16 protein-coding genes and 1 tRNA gene are annotated in these 16,077 nt (G+C 61.1%); 14 read left to right on the forward strand and 3 right to left on the reverse strand.

Translation table 11 applies throughout. From position 1 onward, the window contains the following. Positions 1 to 35: 35 nt before the first annotated feature. Together IT763_RS02775 and IT763_RS02780 are read right to left on the reverse strand one after the other, a co-directional pair. Positions 36 to 122: transfer RNA gene (locus IT763_RS02775), tRNA-Leu, on the reverse strand. 72 nt (positions 123 to 194) lie between these two features. Further along, complete coding sequence (locus IT763_RS02780; protein WP_143779178.1) at positions 195 to 1,139, reverse strand: LysR family transcriptional regulator; 945 nt, start codon at positions 1,137 to 1,139, stop codon at positions 195 to 197. 118 nt (positions 1,140 to 1,257) lie between these two features. Here IT763_RS02780 and IT763_RS02785 point away from each other — a divergent pair, with 118 nt between their 5' ends. Next, complete coding sequence (locus IT763_RS02785) at positions 1,258 to 2,250, forward strand: aldo/keto reductase (protein ID WP_206195156.1); 993 nt, start codon at positions 1,258 to 1,260, stop codon at positions 2,248 to 2,250. 50 nt (positions 2,251 to 2,300) lie between these two features. On the opposite strand, the gene rsmC is transcribed toward IT763_RS02785, so the two are convergent. Then, positions 2,301 to 3,341, reverse strand: coding sequence for a 16S rRNA (guanine(1207)-N(2))-methyltransferase RsmC (gene rsmC / locus IT763_RS02790; protein WP_028127873.1), 1,041 nt, complete (start codon positions 3,339 to 3,341; stop codon positions 2,301 to 2,303). Between the two features lie 146 nt (positions 3,342 to 3,487). Between rsmC and IT763_RS02795 the strand changes: the two genes are divergently transcribed. From IT763_RS02795 to deoD, 13 genes are all read left to right on the forward strand, one after another. Next, a complete protein-coding gene (locus IT763_RS02795) occupies positions 3,488 to 3,925 on the forward strand; it encodes a DNA polymerase III subunit psi (RefSeq protein ID WP_016929171.1) in 438 nt (145 codons plus the stop codon). Next, positions 3,870 to 4,313: a ribosomal protein S18-alanine N-acetyltransferase gene (gene rimI, locus IT763_RS02800; RefSeq protein WP_044029730.1), complete on the forward strand. Its 444-nt coding sequence runs from the start codon at positions 3,870 to 3,872 to the stop codon at positions 4,311 to 4,313. The genes IT763_RS02795 and rimI overlap by 56 nt, the downstream gene beginning before the upstream one ends. 151 nt (positions 4,314 to 4,464) lie before the next feature. Further along, positions 4,465 to 6,054: a peptide chain release factor 3 gene (gene prfC, locus IT763_RS02805; protein ID WP_206195157.1), complete on the forward strand. Its 1,590-nt coding sequence runs from the start codon at positions 4,465 to 4,467 to the stop codon at positions 6,052 to 6,054. A 515-nt stretch (positions 6,055 to 6,569) separates the two neighbouring features. After that, positions 6,570 to 7,184: a molecular chaperone OsmY gene (gene osmY, locus IT763_RS02810; protein WP_016929169.1), complete on the forward strand. Its 615-nt coding sequence runs from the start codon at positions 6,570 to 6,572 to the stop codon at positions 7,182 to 7,184. A 161-nt stretch (positions 7,185 to 7,345) separates the two neighbouring features. Continuing rightward, on the forward strand, positions 7,346 to 7,507 hold the full coding sequence (locus tag IT763_RS02815) for a DUF1328 domain-containing protein (protein WP_004933089.1): 162 nt from the start codon (positions 7,346 to 7,348) through the stop codon (positions 7,505 to 7,507). A gap of 68 nt (positions 7,508 to 7,575) precedes the next feature. Continuing rightward, complete coding sequence (locus IT763_RS02820; RefSeq protein WP_206195158.1) at positions 7,576 to 7,761, forward strand: stress-response protein; 186 nt, start codon at positions 7,576 to 7,578, stop codon at positions 7,759 to 7,761. 10 nt (positions 7,762 to 7,771) lie between these two features. Further along, on the forward strand, positions 7,772 to 8,890 hold the full coding sequence (locus IT763_RS02825; protein ID WP_033631741.1) for a patatin family protein: 1,119 nt from the start codon (positions 7,772 to 7,774) through the stop codon (positions 8,888 to 8,890). Then, positions 8,887 to 9,669 (forward strand): metal-dependent hydrolase, encoded by a 783-nt coding sequence (locus tag IT763_RS02830; RefSeq protein ID WP_016929166.1) that lies wholly within the window; start codon positions 8,887 to 8,889, stop codon positions 9,667 to 9,669. Before IT763_RS02825 ends, IT763_RS02830 begins: the two co-directional genes overlap by 4 nt. Positions 9,670 to 9,852: 183 nt before the next feature. Further along, a complete protein-coding gene (locus IT763_RS02835; protein ID WP_004933076.1) occupies positions 9,853 to 11,130 on the forward strand; it encodes a NupC/NupG family nucleoside CNT transporter in 1,278 nt (425 codons plus the stop codon). 369 nt (positions 11,131 to 11,499) lie between these two features. Then, the gene (gene deoC, locus IT763_RS02840) at positions 11,500 to 12,279 is read left to right on the forward strand and encodes a deoxyribose-phosphate aldolase (RefSeq protein WP_016929165.1); all 780 of its coding nucleotides are present in this window, start codon (positions 11,500 to 11,502) and stop codon (positions 12,277 to 12,279) included. Between the two features lie 66 nt (positions 12,280 to 12,345). Next, complete coding sequence (deoA, locus tag IT763_RS02845) at positions 12,346 to 13,671, forward strand: thymidine phosphorylase (protein WP_048796556.1); 1,326 nt, start codon at positions 12,346 to 12,348, stop codon at positions 13,669 to 13,671. A 193-nt stretch (positions 13,672 to 13,864) separates the two neighbouring features. After that, positions 13,865 to 15,088, forward strand: a complete 1,224-nt coding sequence (deoB, locus tag IT763_RS02850) for a phosphopentomutase (protein WP_016929163.1) — start codon at positions 13,865 to 13,867, stop codon at positions 15,086 to 15,088. Between the two features lie 166 nt (positions 15,089 to 15,254). Next, positions 15,255 to 15,986 carry a purine-nucleoside phosphorylase gene (gene deoD / locus IT763_RS02855; RefSeq protein WP_004933059.1) on the forward strand — a complete coding sequence of 244 codons (732 nt, stop codon included), beginning with the start codon at positions 15,255 to 15,257 and terminating at the stop codon, positions 15,984 to 15,986. Positions 15,987 to 16,077 lie beyond the last annotated feature (91 nt).

Below are 16,077 nucleotides of genomic sequence, written 5' to 3' on the forward strand. Positions count from 1 at the left end.
TCGATGCTGAGTGCAATATAAATCATGTGGTTATTTGGTGCGAAGAGAGGGACTTGAACCCTCACGTCCGTAAGGACACTAACACCTGAAGCTAGCGCGTCTACCAATTCCGCCACCTTCGCGTACCAGAAACATTACCGGAGTAACGTTACCACGGAGGCGAATTCTAGAGATTTTGGCGGGCACGTCAACAGTTATTTCCCCGCTTTGCGGGCGTTTGCTGGAAAAACAGCCATATCGCCGCTTTTCTGCTGGTCAAACAGCCAAATCAGCCAATCAATCAACACCCTGACCCGTGGCGCCAGGAAACGGCCGGGTGGATACATGATGTAAATCGGCATCGGCGGGGGCGGCGTGTCCGCCAACACTTCCACCAGTTCGCCCTGTTCCAGCCAGGGGGCAAGCGAATAGCGCGCCGCCTGAATCAATCCCATGCCGGCCCGCGCGCCGGCGATGTAGGCGTCGGCGCCGCTGACGCTGAGCCGCGCGGGCAGCTCGCGCAGTTCCAGCTTGCCGCCGCGGCAGAATTCCAGCGGGTAATCGCGGTTGTTGGCCAGGGAAAAATACCCCACAGCGCGATGCGGCTCCAGGCGATCGATGTCGAGCGGCGTGCCGTGGGCCTGCAGATAAGCGGGGGAAGTGCAGGTGACCTGCGGCAGCTGGGCGATGCGCCGCGCTACCAGACTGTCGTCTTCGGTTTCCCAGGCGCGCAGCACGCAGTCCACGCCTTCGCGCAACAGATCGACGTGGGTGTCGTTGGCGCCCAGTGCCAGGGTGATGTCGGGGTAACGCCGGTAAAAGTCGTCCAACGCCGGAATGACGATCTGGCGCGCCAGCGAATGGGGCATATCGATGCGCACCTTGCCGGACGGCTGCAGCTTATGGTGACTGAACAGCGTGTCCGCCTCCTCCAGCGCCCCCAGCAACTGCACGCAGCGTTGATAGTAGAGGCTGCCTTCACTGGTCACCTGCACCTGGCGGGTGGTGCGGATCAGCAGGCGCACGCCCAGCCGCTGTTCCAGCCGTTTCAACGCGTTGCTGACCGTAGCGCGCGGCAGCTGCAGGCGTTCGGCCGCTCGACTGAAACTGCCCAGTTCGACGATGCGGGTAAAAATGCGCATAGCTTGAACCTGATCCATGTCCACTCCGGATTGTTGGTGATTTTTGAACAGTGATGTGCAATCTGCATTATTTATCTTTGTCGCGTAAACAACCAGACTTTGCTGCGTTATCCATTCACCGCATGAGGGCAGCACAATGCAACAACGTAAACTCGGTTCCAACGGTCCCGTCGTCTCCGCCCTGGGGCTGGGGTGCATGGGCATGAGCGACTTCTACTCCACCGGCGCCGATCGGCAGGAAGCCATCGCCACGCTGCACCGGGCGCTGGAGTTGGGCGTCACGCTGCTCGACACCGCCGACATGTATGGGCCGCACACCAACGAAGAGCTGGTGGGGGAGGCGATCAAGGGCAAGCGGCAACAGGTGTTCCTGGCCACCAAGTTCGGCATTCTGCGCGATCCGGCGGATCCGTCGGCGCGCGGCGTCAGCAGCCGGCCCGAGTATATCCGGCGCTCGGTGGAAGGCAGCCTGCGGCGCTTGGGCGTGGAGGAGATCGATCTCTATTATCAGCACCGGGTCGATCCGCAAGTGCCGATCGAAGACGTCGTGGGCACGATGGCGGATCTGATCTGCGAAGGCAAGATCCGCCACATCGGCCTGAGCGAGGCGTCGGTCGCCACGCTGGAGCGGGCGCACAAGGTACATCCGATCACCGCGCTGCAGACCGAGTATTCGCTGTGGACGCGCGACGCCGAGCAGGGCGTACTGGCGGCCTGCGAGCGCCTGGGCATCGGCTTTGTGCCTTACAGCCCGTTAGGGCGCGGTTTCCTCACCGGCGCTATCCGGCGGCCGGAGGATCTGGCCGAGGACGATTTCCGCCGCGGCAACCCGCGTTTCCAGGGGGAAAACTTCGCCCGCAACCTGGCGCTGGTGGAGAAGGTGAGCGAGCTGGCGGCGCAGAAGGGCGTCAAACCTTCGCAGCTGGCGCTGGCCTGGGTGTTGGCGCAGGGCGAGCACATCGTGCCGATCCCCGGCACCAAGCGCCGTCGTTACCTGGAAGAGAACGTCGCGGCGGCGGAGATAACGCTGAGCGCGGCTGAGCTGGCGGCGATAGAAGCGGTGTTTCCGCTGAGCGCGGCGGCCGGCGATCGCTACGGCGCGGAGTCGATGACCTACATCAACGGCTAAAAAAAAGCGCGGCCTCGGGCCGCGCTCTGTCGTTTTCCGCCAACGGCGAATTATTTCTTCTTCGGCGCGCGCGGCGGGCGGCCGACGGTGGCCTGGTACACCTTGAAGCGGCCGTTTTGCGCCAGTACTTCGTGGCTGCCGAAGGTGGCGTCCAGAATGTCCGGGTATGGCAGGAAGGCGTTGGCGACGATGCGCAGCTGACCGCCGATCGGCAGGTGCTTCACCGCGCCGCGGATCAGGGTTTCGGCGGCGGTCAGGCTGGTCTGCAGCCCGTCGTGGAACGGCGGGTTGGAGATGATCATGTCGAAACGGCCGGTGATGTCGGAGTAAACGTTGCTGACGATCACTTCGCCTTCGATGCCGTTGGCGGCCAGCGTCGCGCGGCTGGACTCCACCGCGGCGGCGTTGACGTCGCTGAGGGTCAGTTTCACCTTCGGCGACAGCTTGGCCATCACCGAGGCCATCACGCCGGCGCCGCAGCCGATGTCCAGCACCTTGCCTTTCATGTGTTTTTCCAGCGTCGACAGCAGCAGCGAGCTGCCGACGTCCAGACCGTCGCGGCTGAACACGCCCGGCAGCGTTTTCACTTCCAGATCGTGCAGCTGATAGCTGTCCCACCAGTCGTTCAGGTCGAATTCGGTCTGCGCGTCCAGGCGGCCGTGATACAGGCCACAGCGGCGTGCGCTGTCGATTTTCACCAGCGTGACGTGGCCTTCCAGCGTCGGCTCGGCGCTGCGCACGCCGCTGCGGTTTTCACCGACCACGAACACGTCCGCGCCCACCGGCAGCAGCGCCAGGAGGTTGCACAGCTGGAATTGCGCTTCCTGTTTGCTCTTCGGCCAGTAGTACACCAGCGTGTCGCAGTCGGCGACGAAAGCGGGATCGACGGTCAAACCGAACTGCACGTTATCGCCCATCGTCCGGTTCAGTAACTGCCAGTGATGGTATTGCTGAGTGTGGACGCGCACGTCCGCGGCCTCGAATTGGGCCGGCAGGCTGTCCTGCAGGTCGCCGGCAAACAGCACGCGGCGTTCGATAAATTCATCACTGTGGCGCAGCATGACTTCACTGGCGGGGGTTAATGCAGACATCAGATATTGGCTCCTGGAAATGAGACCGGGGATTATAGAGCTTTGTGGCGATATGTTCGACGGGTTTGTTGGCGCGGGCTGCGCGGGTTTGTTAGCATAGCGCGGCGCATGGCAGGCATGGCGCACCACAACGGGTAGGAATCGGCATGGCATCAAAACGCGACTGGCTGTTACAACAACTGGGTATTACGCAGTGGACATTGCGCCGCCCGGGCGTGTTGCAGGGCGAAGTGGCGGTCAGTCTGCCGCCCGAGACGCGCCTGCTGGTGGTGGCGCAGACGCTGCCGGCGCCCGACGATCCGCTGTTTTGCGACGTGCTGCGCAGCCTGGGGCTGACGCCGGCGCAAACTTACAGCCTGACGCCGGAACAGGTGGCGATGCTGCCTGCAGAGACCGCATGCAACAGTTGGCGGCTGGGCGTGGCGGAGCCGCTCGCGGTCGCCGGCGCGCAGCTACACAGCCCGGCGCTGGCCGAGCTTTCCCAAGACGCGGGGGCCAAACGCGCCCTCTGGCAGCAGATTTGTCATCATGAACACGATTTCTACCCTGACGGCGGCCGACCTGGCCACGGCCTTCACCATTGAGCAAGCCAGCCACGCTTTCCCCTGGACGGAAACCACCTTTGCCAGCAATCAGGGCGATCGCTACCTTAACCTGAAGCTGAGCGCCGATGGGGAGATGGCGGGGTTCGCCATCACGCAGATCGTGCTGGACGAAGCCACGCTGTTCAACATCGCCATTCATCCGCAGCACCAGCGCCGGGGCTTTGGCCGCCTGCTGCTCAACGCGTTGATCGAACAGCTGGAGAGCCGCGGCGTGGTCACGCTGTGGCTGGAAGTCCGCGCCTCCAACCAGGCGGCGATCGCGCTGTATGAAGATCTCGGTTTCAACGAAGTCACCGTGCGCCGCAATTATTACCCGAGCGCCCACGGCCGCGAAGACGCGATCGTGATGGCGCTGCCGCTGGGGTAATCAGCCCGGTCGGAAAAAGCATTGATTGTCACCGGTTGGCAAATCGGCGAAAATGCCCGGCTGTTATCTTTTATTCACCGCTTTGCCCGGCGCCGCGATCGGCGCGTTCTGATGATGTCGCAGGGCGGACTAACCGTAGAACCTGAAAACCATGTCTCCTAGTGAATTTGCCCGCGAAGTCTCCAAAAGAAGAACTTTCGCCATCATCTCGCACCCCGATGCCGGTAAAACCACCATTACCGAAAAAGTGCTGCTGTTCGGACAGGCGATCCAGACCGCCGGTACGGTAAAAGGCCGCTGCTCCAGCCAGCACGCCAAATCCGACTGGATGGAAATGGAAAAGCAGCGTGGGATCTCGATCACCACCTCGGTGATGCAGTTCCCGTATCGCGACAGCCTGGTCAACCTGCTGGACACCCCGGGGCACGAAGACTTCTCCGAAGATACGTATCGCACCCTGACCGCGGTCGACTGCTGTCTGATGGTGATCGACGCCGCCAAGGGCGTTGAGGATCGCACCCGCAAGCTGATGGAAGTCACCCGCCTGCGCGACACGCCGATCCTGACCTTCATGAACAAGCTGGACCGCGACATCCGCGATCCGATGGAGGTGATGGATGAAGTCGAACGCGAACTGAAGATCGCCTGTTCGCCCATCACCTGGCCGATCGGCTGCGGCAAGCTGTTCAAGGGCGTTTACCACCTGTACAAGGATGAAACCTACCTGTACCAGACCGGTAAAGGCCATACCATTCAGGAAGTGCGCATCGTCAAGGGCCTGAACAACCCAGAGCTGGATGCGGCGGTGGGTGAAGATCTGGCGGCGCAGCTGCGCGATGAGCTGGAATTGGTGCAGGGCGCTTCTCACGAGTTCGATCAGGAGGCTTTCCTGAGCGGCGAGCTGACGCCGGTGTTCTTCGGTACCGCACTCGGCAACTTCGGCGTGGATCATATGCTGGATGGCCTGGTGGCCTGGGCGCCGGCGCCGATGCCGCGCAAAACCGACACCCGCGAAGTGACGGCGGCGGAAGAGAAATTCACCGGCTTTGTGTTCAAGATCCAGGCCAACATGGATCCGAAGCACCGCGACCGCGTGGCCTTTATGCGCGTGGTTTCCGGCCGTTATGAGAAGGGCATGAAGCTGCGCCAGGTGCGCACCGGCAAAGACGTGGTGATCTCCGACGCGCTGACCTTTATGGCCGGCGACCGTTCGCACGTGGAAGAAGCCTACCCGGGCGACATCATCGGTCTGCACAACCATGGCACCATTCAGATCGGCGATACCTTCACCCAGGGTGAAGACATGAAGTTCACCGGCATCCCGAACTTCGCGCCGGAACTGTTCCGCCGCATTCGCCTGCGCGATCCGCTGAAGCAGAAACAGTTGCTGAAGGGGCTGGTGCAGCTGTCCGAAGAAGGCGCGGTGCAGGTATTCCGCCCGATCGCCAACAACGATCTGATCGTCGGCGCGGTCGGCGTGTTGCAGTTCGACGTGGTGGTGGCGCGCTTGAAGAGCGAGTACAACGTGGAAGCGTTGTACGAGTCGGTTAACGTGTCGACCGCTCGCTGGGTCGAGTGCGACGACGTGAAGAAGTTCGAAGAGTTCAAGCGCAAGAACGAGATCAACCTGGCGCTGGACGGTGGGGACAACCTGTCCTACATCGCGCCGACCATGGTGAACCTCAACCTGACGCAGGAACGTTATCCTGACGTGACCTTCCGCAAAACCCGCGAACACTGATCAATCGGCAGGGCGCCCGGTGCGCCCTGCACGCTCCTCCCACCCTAACCGCGCTAATTAATAAACCTTACTCATATTTTACCCTGCGAACCGATGTCGCCAGGCGGCGTTCGTTCGGCCTGCATTTTCCGTCTGATGGTCTATCTTTAACAGGATGTTCGCACATTGCTTGAGAGTAAATCACTGAAATACGTTGCTTGTTTGGTGAGTTATTCTGATGTGTTGCCGATAGGAGACAGTTAGTGTCTTTAAATATCAATAAGATAGGTATGTTTCAGTTTTGTGTGGCTTAGTCTGTCGTCAATAGACGACAGTTTGTTGATTAAAAATCCAACTGAAAAATTTTTATCTTTGATAAATAAGGTTTTTTTGGATTGGCACGGCCGTTGCAAGACTCCTGTCGTGAACGCTTAATCGTATAGCGATGATGAAGTATTTACCGAGAGGCCGCGTGAAGGCGGCTGAAGGGTTCCGGCGCTCTGGCGCTGCGAGCCCCCAACAAAAGGAAGAGATCGATGAAAAAGACCAAATTTGCACACTCGCTGATGGCTGTTGTTTTGGGTTCTGCTCTGGTGAGCGGCACTGCACTGGCCGAAGACAGCCTGTTAAACAAGGCGTCTAACGCCGCGGATAGTGCCGGTGCCAAAATCGATAGCTCCATGAAAAAAGTTGACGGTTACATGGATGACAGCGCGATAACGGCTAAAGTTAAAAGTGCGTTGGTGGAAGATAAGACCATCAAAAGCGCTGACATTTCGGTGAAAACCGAAAAAGGCGCCGTGATCCTGAGCGGCTTTGTCGGCAGCCAGGCGCAGGCGGAACATGCGGTCGCGGTTGCCGGTAAGGTGGAAGGCGTCAAGACCGTCAGCGACAAGCTGCACGTGAAGGACGAAGCCAACCAGTCGATCAAATCGTATGCCGGCGACACTGCCACCACCAGCGAGCTGAAAGCCAAGCTGCTGGCCGATGACATCGTGCCGTCGCGCAATGTGAAAGTGGAAACCACCGATGGCGTGGTGCAGCTTTCCGGTGAGGTGAAAACGCAGGCGCAGTCTGAGCGTGCCGAAAGCATCGCCAAGGCCATCGACGGCGTGAAAAGCGTGAAAAACGACCTGGTGGTCAAGCCGTAATCCCGCCAGGCGCCCGTAACAAGTAACAACAAGCCGCATCTGTCGGGCCGTGAAGGCGGCCCGACGTGTACCACCAAAAAAAGAAACTGATTTGCCGTCGACGTCCCGTTGTCGGGGCGGCAGACAGCAGAGAATTTTTTCACAATGGTAAGGAGAAGCTTATGTTTCGTTGGGGCATTATCTTTTTAGTCATCGCGCTTATCGCTGCGGCACTGGGATTCGGTTCGCTGGCGGGCACCGCCGCCTGGGCCGCGAAGGTGGTGTTCGTTGTCGGCATCATCCTGTTCCTGGTCAGCCTGTTCACCGGCCGTCGGCGCCCTTAGCCGGCCGGCATTTTCCCGTAAACTGTAACAAAGCTTAATTCCTTTTCTCACCTCGGGGAGGGCCGGCCATGAACAGCGACATCATCGTCGGGCGCTGGAAACAGCTGAAAGGCCAGGTATGGCAGGCGTGGGCCGAATGGTCCGGCAGCGATTGCGCCTTGCTGGCCGGCAGCAACGATTTCCTCGCCGGCGTGCTGCAAGAGGATTACGGAAGAGAGCGAGACGCGGTATCCTCGGAGAAAACGTCTCACTGAGGATGCCAAGTTGGGATACAGAATACCCATCACGCTCGGCAATATAGAACCGCTGGCGTCTAAACCCTTTCGGCCAGGCAAGATGGCGTTGGTCTGCGAAGGCGGCGGCCAGCGCGGCATTTTCACCGCCGGCGTGCTGGACGAGTTTCAGCGCGCGGGCTTTAACCCTTTCGATCTGCTGATCGGCACGTCGGCCGGCGCTCAGAATCTGTCTGCCTATATCTGCGGGCAGATGGGCTACGCGCGCCGGGTGATCACCCGTTACACCACCTCGGCCCAGTTCTTCAATCCGCTGCGCTTTGTGCGCGGCGGCCATCTGATCGATCTCGATTGGTTGGTTGATACGGCGGCGGCGCAGATGCCGCTGGCGATGGATGTGGCGGAACAACACTTTATCGACGGGCGCGAATTCCTGCTGTGCGCCTGCCGCAGCGACGATTTCGAACCGGCCTATCTGCCGGCGCAGCGCGAACGCTGGCTGCCGGCCATCAAGGCGTCCAGCGCCATTCCCGGCTTTTACCGTCAGGGCGTGGAGTTGGACGGCGTCAGCTATCAGGACGGCGGCATCAGCGATGCGATCCCGGTGGAAGAGGCCTACCGCCGCGGCGCCGACACCATCGTGGTGATCCGCACCGTGCCTTCGCAAATGTACTACACCCCGCAGTGGATGAAGCGCATGGAGCACTGGCTGAGCGACAGCAGCCTGCAGCAGATGGTGCGCATCCTGCAGCATCATGAGCAAAGCTATCACCGCATCCAGCGCTTTATTGAGAAACCGCCGGGCAAGCTGCGCATCTTCGAGATCTTCCCGCCTAAGCCGCTGGCCAGCAATGCGCTGGGCAGCCGACTGGGGGCGCTCAATCAGGATTATCACCTGGGGCGCCGCTGCGGCCGCTACTTCCTGGCCACCGTCGGCCAGTGGATGGCGCAGCAGGAACCGGACGGTATCAAGGTGCAAAAATCGTTGTCGCGCCGCCTGATCCAGCCGGAGAACGTCAGAATGCCTTCGCCGATCGTGACCGACATCGCCATGTCACCCGATCTCACGGCGCAGCCGGAGGCTGCGGTGGCGGCGCCGAAGCTCATTCTGCCGGGCGATCTGCCGCCGGGTGAAGGGGGCGCGCTGTGAGCTACGCCTTTACCGACACCCACTGCCATTTCGATTTCCCACCCTTTACCGGACACGAGGCCGAAAGCCTGACGCGGGCGGCAAGCGCCGGCGTGCAGCGCATCATCGTCCCGACGGTCACTGCCGATCGCTTTGCGCGGGTGCTGCGGCTGGCGCAGGATCACGCGCCGCTGTTCGCCGCGCTGGGGCTGCACCCGCTGTATATCGCGCAGCATCATGAGCCGCAGCTGGAACAGTTGGCGGCGCTGTTGGCCGAACGGCCGCGCAAGCTGGTGGCGGTGGGGGAGATTGGGCTCGATCTGTATATGGACAACCCGCAGTTCGAGCGCCAGCAAAGCGTGCTGTTGGCCCAGCTGAGGCTGGCGAAACAGCATGACCTGCCGGTGATCCTGCACTCGCGCCGCACCCACGATCAGCTGGCCGCGGCGCTGCGGCGCATGCAACTGCCGCGCCGCGGCGTGGTGCACGGCTTCGCCGGCAGCCTGTCGCAGGCGCAGGCGTTTATCCGCCTCGGCTATTACATCGGCGTGGGCGGCACCATCACCTATGAGCGGGCGCAGAAAACGCGCGGCGTGATGGCGCAACTGCCGCTTGAGGCGCTGCTGCTGGAGACGGATGCGCCGGACATGCCGCTGGCCGGCTATCAGGGGCAGCCGAATCGCCCCGAGCGCGCCGCCGAGGTGTTTCACACGCTGTGCGCGCTGCGGCCGGAACCGGCCGACGAGATCGCCGCTCACCTGCAACGCAATACCCAGTCACTGTTTGCCATGCCGGATTGATGGGTTTATAACGTGACCCGTGTCACGTTATAAGATTTTCATTTGCGTCTCGTTGTATACATTTGTGACATAAATCGGTGCGAGGGTGACCTCGCTCAGTATAATCCCCCCGAAACTCTCCAATAGCAGACCTCTCTTCATGAGCAGGGATGTATTTTATTTTTTGCAACAGGGAAACTTTGCATGCAACTCATCATGAGTCTGGTCGGTATGGCGGTGCTGATCGCCATTGCGGTGCTGCTCTCCAGCAACCGTCGGGCCATCAAATTGCGTACCGTCGTGTGGGCGTTCATCATTCAGGTCGGCATCGGCGCGCTGGTGCTGTACGTGCCGCTGGGCCGCAGCATCCTCGGCAGTATGTCTAACGGCGTGGCAAACGTTATCGCCTACGGCAATCAGGGCATTTCGTTCATTTTCGGCGGGCTGGTGTCCGACAAGATGTTCGAGGTGTTCGGCGGCGGCGGCTTCGTGTTCGCGCTGCGCGTCCTGCCGGTGATCGTGTTCTTCTCCTCGCTGATTGCGGTGCTGTACTACCTCGGCATCATGCAGTTGGTGATCCGCGTGCTGGGCGGCGGCCTGCACAAGCTGCTGGGCACCTCGCGCACCGAATCGCTGTCGGCGACCGCCAACATTTTCGTCGGCCAGACCGAAGCGCCGCTGGTGGTGCGCCCCTATATCGCCACCATGAGCCAGTCAGAACTGTTCGCCGTGATGTGCGGCGGCCTGGCTTCGGTAGCCGGTTCGGTGTTGGCGGGGTACGCGCAGATGGGCGTGCCGCTGGAATACCTGATCGCCGCATCCTTCATGGCCGCGCCGGGCGGGCTGCTGTTCGCCAAGCTGATGGTGCCGGAAACCGAGCAGACCCACGATAAAGACGATGCGATGAAGCTGATCGCCGAAGAGGATCGTCCGGCCAACGTGATCGACGCGGCGGCATCCGGCGCGGCTTCCGGCATGCAGCTGGCGCTGAACGTCGGTGCGATGCTGCTGGCGTTTATCGCGCTGATCGCCTTGCTTAACGGCATTCTCGGCGGTATCGGCGGCTGGTTCGATTATCCGCAGCTGTCGCTTGAACTGATCCTCGGCTGGGTGTTCTCGCCGATCGCTTTCCTGATCGGCGTGCCGTGGAGCGAGGCAATGACCGCCGGTTCGTTCATCGGCCAGAAGATCATCGTCAACGAATTCGTCGCCTACATGAACTTCGGCGCCTATCTGCGCCCGGATGACGTAGTGGCGGCGGAAGGCCTGCAGGTGCTGTCGACGCACACCAAGGCGATCATCTCCTTTGCGCTGTGCGGCTTCGCCAACCTCTCCTCGGTGGCGATCCTGCTGGGCGGTCTGGGCAGCATGGCGCCCAACCGTCGCCACGACATCGCGCGCTTCGGTCTGAAGGCCGTGGCGGCGGGCACGCTGTCCAACCTGATGAGTGCCACCATCGCCGGCTTCTTCCTGGCGCTGTAAGCCATCACGGAGCCCGCGACGGCGCGACCGATCGCGGGACTCCGCCTATACTCTAAGCAACGCGGGTGTTGCCGCACCCGCGATCTTCAGCCGCTTCTTTAGCGAATTTGTGAACGATATCGCGTTATTTTGTGATGCTCTTCACATATAATTCCGGTCTGTTACAGTGCTATTTCATATAGTGTGACGATGAACGCGAATCGCCTCCGGCATTCGTGTTCAAATAGCTATTACTGGCCGGCCGCAAGGCGGGTGGCCATGTGCGGTGAGAAGGATCTCAGTTGCCGCCGCGGGAACGCCGTTCCCCAGCGCTATCTTCATGGAACCAAGTCCGCTCGCCAACACCCAGGTACTCAGTTGGAGAGTTTTATGACCGAATTAACCGCAGCAGCGCAACGTGCGCTGAACTTGATGGATTTAACCACGCTGAATGATGATGACACCGACGAGAAAGTGATCGCGCTCTGTCGTCAGGCCAACAGCCCGGCCGGCCACACGGCGGCCATCTGCATCTACCCGCGTTTTATCCCGGTGGCGCGTAAGGCGCTGCGCGAGCAAGGCACGCCGGACATCCGCATCGCCACCGTGACCAACTTCCCGCATGGCAATGACGATATCGACATCGCGCTGGCGGAAACCCGCGCGGCGATCGCCTATGGCGCGGATGAAGTGGACGTGGTGTTCCCATACCGCGCGCTGATCGCCGGCAACGAACAGGTCGGCTTCGAGCTGGTGAAACAGTGCAAGCAGGCTTGCCAGGCGGCCAACGTGTTGCTGAAAGTGATCATCGAAACCGGTGAGCTGAAACAGGCCGATTTGATCCGCAAGGCGTCCGAGATCGCCATCAAGGCCGGGGCGGACTTTATCAAGACCTCCACCGGCAAGGTGCCGGTCAACGCCACCCTGGAGAGCGCCGAGCTGATGATGTCGGTGATCCGCGATATGGGCGTGGCGAAGACGGTGGGCTTCAAGCCGGCCGGCGGCGTGCGCACCGCGGAAGACGCGCTGCATTATCTGCAACTTGCCGATCGTATTCTGGGCGAAGGGTGGGCCGATGCGCGGCATTTCCGCTTTGGCGCTTCCAGCCTGCTGGCCAGCTTGCTGACCGCGCTGGGCCACCAGACCCAGACCGCCGGCGGCGGCTACTGATCGATTTCGTTGGCGGGCGCCAGGCGCGCCCGTCTGCACCGACTCTCGGCGACACAGGGGGATGCCTTGTTCCTGGCTCAAGAAATTATTCGTAAGAAACGCGACGGCCAGCCGTTAAGCGAAGCGGAAATCCGCTTTTTCATCAACGGCATTCGCGACAACGTGGTGTCGGAAGGGCAGATCGCCGCGCTGGCGATGACCATTTATTTCCATGACATGAGCATGCCGGAGCGCGTGGCGCTCACCATGGCGATGCGCGATTCCGGCACCGTGCTGGACTGGAAGAGTTTGGCGCTGAATGGCCCGATCGTTGACAAGCATTCGACCGGCGGCGTGGGTGACGTGACCTCGCTGATGCTCGGCCCGATGGTGGCGGCCTGCGGCGGCTATGTGCCGATGATCTCCGGCCGCGGCCTGGGGCATACCGGCGGCACGCTGGACAAACTGGAAGCCATTCCGGGCTTCAATATTTTCCCGGACGATAACGCCTTCCGCAAAATCATTCAGGACGTCGGCGTGGCGATCATCGGCCAGACCAGTTCGCTGGCGCCGGCGGACAAGCGTTTTTACGCCACCCGCGACATCACCGCCACCGTGGATTCGATCCCGCTGATCACCGCCTCTATTCTGGCCAAGAAACTGGCGGAAGGGCTGGATGCGCTGGTGATGGACGTGAAGGTTGGCTCGGGCGCCTTTATGCCGACCTATGCCCTGTCGCAAGATTTGGCGCAGGCGATCGTCGGCGTGGCCAACGGCGCGGGCTGCAAGACCACCGCGCTGCTGACCGACATGAACCAGGTGCTGGCTTCCAGCGCCGGCAACGCGGTGGAAGTGCGCGAAGCGGTACGCTTCCTGACCGGCGAATACCGCAACCCGCGCCTGCTGGAAGTGACGCTGGCGCTGTGCGTGGAGATGCTGCTGTCCGGCGGCCTGGCGCAAGACGAGGCCGATGCGCGCGCCAAGCTGCAGGCGGTGCTGGACAACGGCAAAGCGGCTGAGGTGTTTGGCCGCATGGTGGCGGCGCAGCAAGGGCCGATAGACTTCGTCGAACGTTATGATAGCTATCTGCCGGCGGCAACGCTGAGCAAGCCGGTGTATGCTGAAAAGCCGGGCATCATCAGCGCCATGGATACCCGCGCGCTGGGTATGGCGGTGGTGTCGCTGGGCGGCGGCCGCCGCCGGGCGAGCGACGCCATCGATTACAGCGTTGGCCTGACCGAGGTAGCGCGTCTGGGCGATAAGGTGGATACCCAGCAACCGCTGGCGATGATCCACGCCAACGATGAAGAGAGCTGGCAGCTGGCGGCCGATGCGGTGCGCAGCGCAATGACGCTGAGCGACAAGGCGCCGGAGGCGACGCCGGTGGTGTATAAGCGCATCACTCAAGCGTGATGACCCTCGTCTTTCAAGCCGTAGCGTTGTTGGCTGCACGCGTGCACCCCAGTCACTTACTTGAGTAAGCTCCTGGGGATACACGCGCTAGCCGCCTAGCTACAACTTGAAATCCATTGGGTATAAATTTAGAGAATAAGGGCGATTGCAGTTTTGCGGTCGCAATAGCGTGAGAACACGCAGGAGAGCACAGATGAAACGCACATTTATTATGGTATTGGACTCCTTCGGCATCGGCGCCAGCGAAGACGCCGAACGTTTTGGCGACCAGGGGTCCGACACCCTGGGCCACATCGCCGAGGTTTGCGCGCGCGGTGAAGCCAACGTGGGCCGCCAGGGCCCGCTGACGCTGCCTAACCTGAGCCGTCTGGGCCTCGGCAAAGCGGCGGAGGAGTCCACCGGCAACTTCCCGCAGGGGCTGGATCGCAACGCCGACATCATCGGTGCTTACGCTTACGCCAGCGAGCTCTCTTCCGGTAAAGACACGCCGTCGGGCCACTGGGAAATCGCCGGCGTGCCGGTGCTGTTCGACTGGGGCTACTTCAAGGACGAGCACAACAGCTTCCCGCAGGCGCTGCTGGACAAACTGGTCGAACGCGCCAATCTGCCGGGCTACCTGGGCAACTGCCACTCATCCGGCACCGTGATCCTCGATCAGCTGGGCGAAGAGCACATGAAAACCGGCAAGCCGATTTTCTACACCTCCGCCGACTCGGTGTTCCAGATCGCCTGCCATGAAGAAACCTTCGGCCTGGATCGTCTGTATGAGCTGTGCGAAATCGCGCGTGAAGAGCTGACCGAAGGCGGTTACAACATCGGTCGCGTGATCGCGCGTCCGTTCGTCGGCGATAAGCCGGGCCACTTCCAGCGCACCGGCAACCGCCACGATCTGGCGGTAGAGCCGCCGGCGCCGACCGTGCTGAAAAAGCTGGTGGACGAGAAGGGCGGCGAAGTGGTGTCGATCGGTAAAATCGCCGACATCTACGCCAACGTCGGCATCACCAAGAAGGTGAAGGCGACCGGCATCGATGCTCTGTTTGACGCGACCCTGATTGAAATGGAAAAGGCCGGCGACAACACCATCGTGTTCACCAACTTCGTGGACTTCGACTCCTCTTACGGCCACCGCCGCGACGTGGCGGGCTACGCCGCCGCGCTGGAGCTGTTCGACCGCCGCCTGCCGGAGCTGCTGAAGCTGGTGAAAGACGAAGATATCATCATCTTCACCGCCGACCACGGCTGCGACCCGACCTGGCCGGGCACCGACCACACCCGCGAGCACATCCCGGTGCTGGTTTACGGTCCGAAAGTGAAACCGGGTTCGCTGGGCCACCGCGAGACCTTCGCCGACATCGGCCAGACCGTCGCCAATTATTTTGGCCTGTCGCCGATGGATTACGGTAAGACCATGTTCTAAGCCCTGTCTTTCAAGCCGCAGCGTTGTTAGCTTCACGCGTGAACCCCAGTCGCTTACTCAAGTAAGTTCCTGGGGATTCACCCGCTAGCTGCCTGGCTGCAACTCGAAATTCAAGGCTTGGATGTTTGACGTTTTTATTAAATAAGATTTCTAAAGGAAGAAAATTATGGCTACGCCGCACATTAATGCTGAGATGGGTGATTTCGCTGACGTAGTACTGATGCCGGGCGACCCGCTGCGCGCAAAATACATCGCCGAAACCTTCCTGGAAGGCGCGGTGGAAGTGAACAACGTGCGCGGCATGTTGGGCTTCACCGGCACCTACAAAGGCCGCCGCATCTCCGTAATGGGCCACGGCATGGGCATCCCGTCCTGCTCCATCTATGCGCGCGAGCTGATTGCCGAATTCGGCGTGAAGAAGATCATTCGCGTGGGTTCCTGCGGCGCGGTGCGTGACGATATCAAACTGCGTGACGTGGTGATCGGCATGGGCGCGTGCACCGACTCCAAGGTGAACCGTCTGCGCTTCAAGGATAACGACTACGCGGCGATCGCCGACTTCGACATGGTGCGCAACGCGGTCGACGCGGCGGCGGCGCAGGGCATCCCGGCGCGCGTGGGCAACATCTTCTCCGCCGATCTGTTCTACACCCCGGATCCGGACATGTTCCAGGTGATGAAGAAGTACGGCATCCTGGGCGTGGAAATGGAAGCGGCCGGCATCTACGGCGTGGCGGCGGAGCTGTACGAAGAGTTCGGCTGTAAGGCGCTGACCATCTGCACCGTGTCCGACCACATCCTGCGTCACGAAGCGACCACGGCGGCGGAACGCCAGACCACCTTTAACGAAATGATCGTTATCGCGCTGGAATCCGTGCTGCTGGGCGACAAAGCGTAATACCGCGGCGGGCGTCGTCATGGCGCCCGCCCGTCAATCTATTCATTCCGCACGGCCGTTTTTGGCTAACGCTTTACCTTTCAATTGATTA

This window comes from Serratia sp. CMO1 (genome assembly GCF_015689115.1).
Classification (GTDB): domain Bacteria; phylum Pseudomonadota; class Gammaproteobacteria; order Enterobacterales; family Enterobacteriaceae; genus Serratia; species Serratia marcescens.

Coding starts and splice junctions, on each gene's coding strand:
- IT763_RS02780 (WP_143779178.1), bottom strand. CDS start 1,139: ATGGATCAGGTTCAAGCTATGCGCATTTTTACCCGCATCGTCGAACTG.
- IT763_RS02785 (WP_206195156.1), top strand. CDS start 1,258: ATGCAACAACGTAAACTCGGTTCCAACGGTCCCGTCGTCTCCGCCCTG.
- rsmC (WP_028127873.1), bottom strand. CDS start 3,341: ATGTCTGCATTAACCCCCGCCAGTGAAGTCATGCTGCGCCACAGTGAT.
- IT763_RS02795 (WP_016929171.1), top strand. CDS start 3,488: ATGGCATCAAAACGCGACTGGCTGTTACAACAACTGGGTATTACGCAG.
- rimI (WP_044029730.1), top strand. CDS start 3,870: ATGAACACGATTTCTACCCTGACGGCGGCCGACCTGGCCACGGCCTTC.
- prfC (WP_206195157.1), top strand. CDS start 4,465: ATGTCTCCTAGTGAATTTGCCCGCGAAGTCTCCAAAAGAAGAACTTTC.
- osmY (WP_016929169.1), top strand. CDS start 6,570: ATGAAAAAGACCAAATTTGCACACTCGCTGATGGCTGTTGTTTTGGGT.
- IT763_RS02815 (WP_004933089.1), top strand. CDS start 7,346: ATGTTTCGTTGGGGCATTATCTTTTTAGTCATCGCGCTTATCGCTGCG.
- IT763_RS02820 (WP_206195158.1), top strand. CDS start 7,576: ATGAACAGCGACATCATCGTCGGGCGCTGGAAACAGCTGAAAGGCCAG.
- IT763_RS02835 (WP_004933076.1), top strand. CDS start 9,853: ATGCAACTCATCATGAGTCTGGTCGGTATGGCGGTGCTGATCGCCATT.
- deoC (WP_016929165.1), top strand. CDS start 11,500: ATGACCGAATTAACCGCAGCAGCGCAACGTGCGCTGAACTTGATGGAT.
- deoB (WP_016929163.1), top strand. CDS start 13,865: ATGAAACGCACATTTATTATGGTATTGGACTCCTTCGGCATCGGCGCC.
- deoD (WP_004933059.1), top strand. CDS start 15,255: ATGGCTACGCCGCACATTAATGCTGAGATGGGTGATTTCGCTGACGTA.